Origin of the sequence: Massilia sp. CT11-108 (assembly GCF_047302915.1) — a bacterium.
Classification (GTDB): Bacteria; Pseudomonadota; Gammaproteobacteria; order Burkholderiales; family Burkholderiaceae_D; genus Telluria; species Telluria orientalis.
In genome coordinates, this window is the sequence record NZ_JBKYMO010000326.1 from 1 (window position 1) to 6,590 (window position 6,590).

The window sequence follows — 6,590 nt, forward strand, 5'->3', positions numbered from 1 at the left end:
CCCGGCTTGAACAGTTCGAACTGCAGGCCGCGGGCGCGGCCGGGCCGGTGCCAGTCGCGCGCGACGGCCAGCGTATCGAGTGCCTCGTCGACTTCGCCGTACAGCACGCGCGCCATGCCCAGCTCCAGTCCCAGCAGCGTGCAGCCGGTGCGGATGGCTTCGTCGGCGGACGCCAGCGGGCGCAGCGCGTCGGCCACCGTCAGTTCGAACGCGGCGCGGCGCTCCGCCTGCACGCGGTTCGTCGTCTCGATGACGGTGCAATACAGGCCCGCCACGCGGCCGTGGCCGTCGTGCAGCGGCGAATACGAGAACGTGAACCATGTCTGCTCGCGGAATCCATGACGCTCCATTGTGAGCGGCAGGTCTTCGAAATACGCGGACTTGTTGGACAGCGCGCGATCGACGAGCGGCACGAGGTCGGGCCAGATCTCGGCCCAGACATGCTGGAACGGCGCGTCGAACGCGGCGGGGTGCTTGGCGCCGAGGATCGTGGCGTAGGCGTCGTTGTACAGGAAGCGCAGGTCCGCGCCCCAGGCGAGGAACATCGGGAACGCGGAGCTGACCGTCATCGACACGGCGGTCGCCAGTTCGGGCGGCCAGTCTTCCGGCGGCCCGAGCGGCGACGTGCTCCAGTCGTGCTCCTGCAGGAGACGCCGGACTTCGCTCTCTCCGCCGAGACCGGCAGTGGTACGCAGAATGTCAGCCATGGCCGATTCTCGCATACCTGGCGGCGGGGCCCATGCACGATTGCAACTTCGTGTCCGAGCCCACCCGAGGGATTTACAGTTTGATGAAATGCTCGCGGTAGTAGCGCAGCTCTTCGATCGACTCGATGATGTCGGCCAGTGCCGTGTGCTTCTGCGCCTTCTTGAAACCGGACGCCAGCTCCGGCTTCCAGCGGCGGCACAGTTCCTTCAAGGTGGACACGTCCAGGTTGCGGTAGTGGAAGAACGCTTCCAGCTTCGGCATGCCGCGCGCCATGAAGCGGCGGTCCTGGCAGATCGAGTTGCCGCACATCGGCGATTTATTGGCCGGCACCCACTGCCTCAGGAAGGCGATCAGCTGTTCCTCGGCCTGGGCTTCGTCGATGGTCGACGCCTTGACGCGGTCGATCAGGCCCGAGCGGCCGTGCGTGCCCTTGTTCCAGTTGTCCATCTTGTCCAGCGTCGCATCGCTCTGGTGGACGGCGATCACGGGGCCCTCGGCCAGCACGTTCAGGTTGGCGTCCGTGACGACGGCGGCCACTTCGATGATACGGTCGTTGTCCGGGTCCAGGCCGGTCATCTCCATGTCGATCCAGACGAGGTTGAATTCGTTCGGGCGCGGGGTGGATACTTCGGTGGGGTTGGCTTGTGACATAATTCTCTCTTCGCTTAAAAGCTTTTTAATCAGTCGGGGTCAGAGCATTAATTTGGCGAGGTCAGAGCACAATCGTGAAAACCGTGCTCTGACCCCGCAAGCCAAAATTCGTGCTCTGACCCCGAAAAACAGGATTTTCTCACAGGCATAGAATGCTTTCATCCGCGTTTTCGGTTTTGTTCGTCGTCTTTCTCCTGCTCACGCTCGGCCTGAGGTACTGGCTGGCGCGCCGCCACATCCGTCACGTGCTGGCGCACCGCGCGCAGGTGCCGGCCGAATTCGCCGCCAGGATTCCCCTGTCCGCCCACCAGAAGGCCGCCGACTACACGGTCGCCAAGACCCGCTTCGGGCTGTGGGCCGCGCTGTGGAACACGCTCGTGCTGACCGGTTTTACCCTGCTGGGCGGCCTGCAGGCGCTGTCGACGGCGCTTCTGCACGCGCTTGGCCCCGGTATGGTGCACCAGATTCTGCTGATCGTCGCGTTCGCCGTCGTCTCCGGTGCGCTCGACCTGCCGTTCTCGTACTACCGCCAGTTCGTTCTGGAAGAGCGCTTCGGCTTCAACAAAATGACGGTCGGGCTGTGGATCGCCGATGCCGTCAAGGGCGGCCTCGTCGGCGCCGTCATCGGCCTGCCGCTGCTGTGGGTCGTCCTCACCCTGATGGACAAGACGGGCGCCCTGTGGTGGCTGTACGCCTGGCTCGTGTGGAGCGGCTTCCAGCTGCTGATGATGGTGTTGTACCCGACCGTCATCGCGCCGATCTTCAACAAATTCACGCCGCTCACGGACGACAAGCTGAAGGAGCGCATCGAAGGCCTCATGACGCGCGTCGGCTTCGCGGCCAAGGGCCTGTTCGTGATGGACGGCAGCAAGCGCTCCGCGCACGGCAACGCTTATTTCTCCGGCTTCGGTTCGAATAAACGCATCGTGTTCTTCGACACCCTGCTGTCGCGCCTGGCCCCGGAAGAGATCGAGGCCGTGCTGGCGCACGAGCTGGGCCACTTCAAGCTGAAGCACATCATCAAGCGCATCGGCGTGCTGTTCGCACTGTCGCTCGCGTTCCTCGCCCTGCTCGGCTGGCTCAAGACGCAGGTGTGGTTCTACACGGGCCTGGGCGTGCTGCCGCTGCTGGGCCAGTCGAACGATGCGATGGCCCTGCTGCTGTTCTCCCTCGTGCTGCCCGTGTTCACGTTCCCGTTCTCGCCACTGACGTCGATCACGTCGCGCAAGCACGAATTCGAGGCGGACGCGTTCGCCGCGAGCCACAGCGATGCGCGCGACCTCGTGTCGGCCCTCGTCAAGATGTACGAGGACAATGCCTCCACGCTGACGCCGGACCCGATCCACTCCGCGTTCTACGATTCGCACCCGCCGGCCTCGGTGCGCATCCGTCACCTGCGCCTGGCGGGGGTCGCATGAGCCTGATCGACCGCCACTGCGTGCACGATGCGCCCGCGCTCGACGACGCGACGATCCAGTCCTTGTTGACCGAGGTGCCGGACTGGCGCATCGATGGTAACCGTCTTCAACGCGAATTCGTGTTCCGCGACTTCCACGAGACGATGGAATTCGTGAACGCCCTCGCCTTCATGATCCACCGCGAAGACCACCACCCGGACCTCACCGTCGGCTATCGCCGCTGCACGGCGTCGTGGACGACGCATTCGGCCGGCAACCGCCTGTCCGACAACGATTTCATCTGCGCAGCCAGGGCGGACGCGCTGTACACGGGACGGGCTGGCGCATGAGCAAGCATGAATTTACAGGGACGATCGTCGCCGCGCACGGCCGCCATTACCTCGCCGACGTCGACGGCGAATTCCTCCAGTGCGTCACGCGCGGGAAAAAGACCAACGTGGCGGTGGGCGACATCGTCCACCTGAAGCGCACGTCGAACGACCAGGCCGTGATCGAAAAGATCGCCGAGCGCACGACCTTGCTGTACCGCTCCGACCAGTACAAGAGCAAGCTGCTGGCGGCGAACATCACGCGCCTGTTCATCGTCATCGCGACGGAACCGGGCTTCGCCGACGACCTCGTGTCGCGCGCCCTCGTCGCCTGCGAGGCGGCCGGCGTGGACGCCCACCTCATCCTGAACAAGGTCGACCTCGAGCCCAACCTCGCCCGCGCGCGCGAACGCGCGAGCCTGTACACGCGCCTCGGCTACCCGCTGCACGAAGTGTCGGCGAAGACGCATCCCGACGACACGGTCGCGGCATTGACGCCGCTGCTGCAGGACCAGTCTTCCATCCTGATCGGCCAGTCCGGCATGGGCAAGTCGTCGATCGTGAACCTGCTCGTGCCGGACGCCGACATCGCCGTGCGCGAAATCTCGGAAGCGCTGGACACCGGCAAGCACACGACGACTTTTACGCGCCTGTACAAGTTGCCGGCCGGCGGCACCCTGATCGACTCCCCGGGCTTCCAGGAATTCGGCCTGTACCACCTGACGGAAGGCATGCTGGAACGGGCGTTCGTCGAGTTCAAGCCCTACCTGGGCGGCTGCAAGTACTACAACTGCCGCCACCTGGCGGAACCGCAGTGCGCGGTGCTGCAGGCGGTCGCGGACGGCAAGATCGCGAAGCTGCGCCACGAGCTGTACGCGCAGCTGCTGCACGAGTCCGCGCAGACGTTGTACTGACAACTTTTCCGCTTGGCTCCAAATGCAATTTCCCGGAAAGCAAGCAAAAACGCTTATAATCCAAGAGATTATCGTATCTCAGGCACAAAAATGGCTGGCACGACTCCCACCAACATCAAGCATTTCCTGCAGTTCTCCGACTTCACCCGCGACGAGTTCGAGTACCTGATCGAGCGCGCGACCGTCATCAAGCGCAAGTTCAAGAACTACGAGATCTACCACCCGCTCGTCGACCGCACGCTGGTCATGGTGTTCGAAAAGAATTCCACGCGCACGCGCCTGTCGTTCGAAGCGGGCATGCACCAACTGGGCGGCGCCGCGATCTACCTGAACACGCGCGACAGCCAGCTGGGCCGCGGCGAGCCCGTCGAGGACGCCGGCCAGGTCATGTCGCGCATGTGCGACATCATCATGGTCCGCACGTTTGGCCAGGACATCATCGAGCGCTTCGCGGCCAACTCGCGCGTGCCGGTCATCAACGGTCTCACGAACGAACACCATCCGTGCCAGGTGCTGGCCGACATCTTCACGTACTACGAGCACCGCGGCTCCATCGTCGGCAAGACGGTGGCGTGGATCGGCGACGCCAACAACATGCTGTATTCCTGGCTGCAGGCGGCGGAAGTGTTCGGCTTCCACCTGAACGTGTCCACGCCGAAGGGCTACGACATCGATCCGCAGCTGGTCTCCACGAAGAACTACACCTTCTTCGAGAACCCGTCCGACGCCTGCGCCGGCGCGCACCTCGTCAACACGGACGTGTGGACGAGCATGGGCTACGAAAAGGAAAACGCCGAGCGCCTGAAGGCATTCGACGGCTTCATCGTCGACGAAGCGAAGATGGCGCGCGCGAGCGGCGACGCGCTGTTCATGCACTGCCTGCCCGCGCACCGCGGCGAGGAAGTGTCGGCCGGCGTCATCGACGGTCCGCAATCCGTCGTCTGGGACGAGGCCGAGAACCGCCTGCACGTGCAGAAGGCGCTGATCGAATACCTGCTGCTGGGCCGCATCGAAGATAAATAATCGCACGACCACGACCATTGAGCCTGATCGTCGGCCCGCTGAGGGCCGGCTGACCATCATCCCCCTCCACATCTGACACCACTGGAATCTCCATGAGCGACATTAACAAAGTAGTCCTCGCCTACTCGGGCGGCCTCGATACCTCCGTCATCCTGAAATGGCTGCAGGATAACTACAAATGCGAAATCGTCACCTTCACCGCCGACCTGGGCCAGGGTGAAGAGCTGGAACCCGCGCGCGCCAAGGCGCTGAAGTTCGGCATCAAGCCGGAAAACATCTACATCGACGACGTGCGCGAAGAATTCGTGCGCGACTTCGTGTTCCCGATGTTCCGCGCCAACACCGTCTACGAAGGCGAATACCTGCTGGGCACGTCGATCGCGCGTCCGCTGATCGCCAAGCGCCTGATCGAAATCGCCAACGAAACCGGCGCCGACGCCGTGTCGCACGGCGCGACCGGCAAGGGCAACGACCAGGTGCGCTTCGAGCTGGGCGCGTACGCGCTGAAGCCGGACGTCAAGATCATCGCCCCGTGGCGCGAGTGGGACCTGCTGTCGCGTGAAAAGCTGCTGAAGTATGCGGAAGACGCCGGCATCGAGATCGACATGAAGCACAAGAACGGCGGCGCGCCGTACTCGATGGACGCCAACCTGCTGCACATCTCGTTCGAAGGCCGCCACCTGGAGAACCCGAGCGCGGAAGCCGAGGAATCGATGTGGCGCTGGACCGTGTCGCCGGAAGCGGCACCGGACCGGGCGGAATACCTGGACATCGAATTCCAGAACGGCGACATCGTGGCCCTGAACGGCAAGCAGCTGACCCCGGCCGCCGTGCTGACGGAACTGAACCGCCTGGGCGGCAAGCACGGCATCGGCCGCCTGGACCTGGTGGAAAACCGCTACGTCGGCATGAAGTCGCGCGGCTGCTACGAAACCCCGGGCGGCACGATCATGCTGAAGGCGCACCGCGCCATCGAATCGATCACGCTGGACCGCGAAGTGGCGCACCTGAAGGACGACCTGATGCCGCGCTATGCGTCGCTGATCTATAACGGCTACTGGTGGGCACCGGAACGCGTCGCGCTGCAGACGCTGATCGACCACACGCAAAAGAGCGTGAACGGCTGGGTGCGCGTCAAGCTGTACAAGGGCAACGTGATCGTCGTCGCGCGCGATTCGAAGACGGATTCGCTGTTCGACCAGACCATCGCCACGTTCGACGAAGACGGCGGCGCGTACAACCAGGCGGATGCGGGCGGTTTCATCAAGCTGAACGCGCTGCGCATGCGGATCGCGGCGAACGCGCGCAAGAAACGCGGCCAGTAATTTTTGAAGGTCGAGTAAAAGCCGCCGGTCTGCGAGGACCGGCGGCTTTTTCATGCACGTACCCTCAAGACCGTCGCCCCTGCGGAGGCAGGGGCCCAAGTTGCACGCGTTTCGGCAGCGCGTAAAAATTGGGTCCCCGCCTCCGCGGGGACGACGGCTGGGTAATAAAAAAAGCCGTCCTCCCGCTCACGCGAAAGGACGGCAAAGGGAGGCGCACCGCTTGATCCCCGCCCCACCCCGCAC

At 63.9% G+C, this 6,590-nt stretch carries 7 protein-coding genes; 5 read left to right on the forward strand and 2 right to left on the reverse strand.

The annotated features are described in order from the left end of the window. Both ACEN88_RS21750 and orn read right to left on the reverse strand, forming a co-directional pair. Positions 1-707: PAS domain-containing protein (locus tag ACEN88_RS21750; protein WP_413342944.1), on the reverse strand; the 707-nt coding region annotated here is incomplete at its 3' end. A gap of 73 nt (positions 708-780) precedes the next feature. After that, the gene (gene orn, locus ACEN88_RS21755) at positions 781-1,359 is read right to left on the reverse strand and encodes an oligoribonuclease (protein WP_371771557.1); all 579 of its coding nucleotides are present in this window, start codon (positions 1,357-1,359) and stop codon (positions 781-783) included. 152 nt (positions 1,360-1,511) lie between these two features. On the opposite strand from orn, the gene ACEN88_RS21760 reads away from it, so the two are divergent. The 5 genes from ACEN88_RS21760 to ACEN88_RS21780 all read left to right on the forward strand — a co-directional run bounded on the left by ACEN88_RS21760 (position 1,512) and on the right by ACEN88_RS21780 (position 6,347). Then, complete coding sequence (locus ACEN88_RS21760; RefSeq protein WP_413342947.1) at positions 1,512-2,777, forward strand: M48 family metallopeptidase; 1,266 nt, start codon at positions 1,512-1,514, stop codon at positions 2,775-2,777. Next, on the forward strand, positions 2,774-3,106 hold the full coding sequence (locus tag ACEN88_RS21765) for a 4a-hydroxytetrahydrobiopterin dehydratase (protein WP_413342949.1): 333 nt from the start codon (positions 2,774-2,776) through the stop codon (positions 3,104-3,106). Before ACEN88_RS21760 ends, ACEN88_RS21765 begins: the two co-directional genes overlap by 4 nt. Next, positions 3,103-3,999 (forward strand): ribosome small subunit-dependent GTPase A, encoded by an 897-nt coding sequence (rsgA, locus tag ACEN88_RS21770; protein WP_413342951.1) that lies wholly within the window; start codon positions 3,103-3,105, stop codon positions 3,997-3,999. The genes ACEN88_RS21765 and rsgA overlap by 4 nt, the downstream gene beginning before the upstream one ends. 90 nt (positions 4,000-4,089) lie before the next feature. Then, entirely contained in the window at positions 4,090-5,022 is a 933-nt protein-coding gene (argF, locus tag ACEN88_RS21775; protein ID WP_413342953.1) for an ornithine carbamoyltransferase, read from the forward strand. A 92-nt stretch (positions 5,023-5,114) separates the two neighbouring features. Next, positions 5,115-6,347 carry an argininosuccinate synthase gene (locus ACEN88_RS21780; RefSeq protein ID WP_413342954.1) on the forward strand — a complete coding sequence of 411 codons (1,233 nt, stop codon included), beginning with the start codon at positions 5,115-5,117 and terminating at the stop codon, positions 6,345-6,347. Positions 6,348-6,590 lie beyond the last annotated feature (243 nt).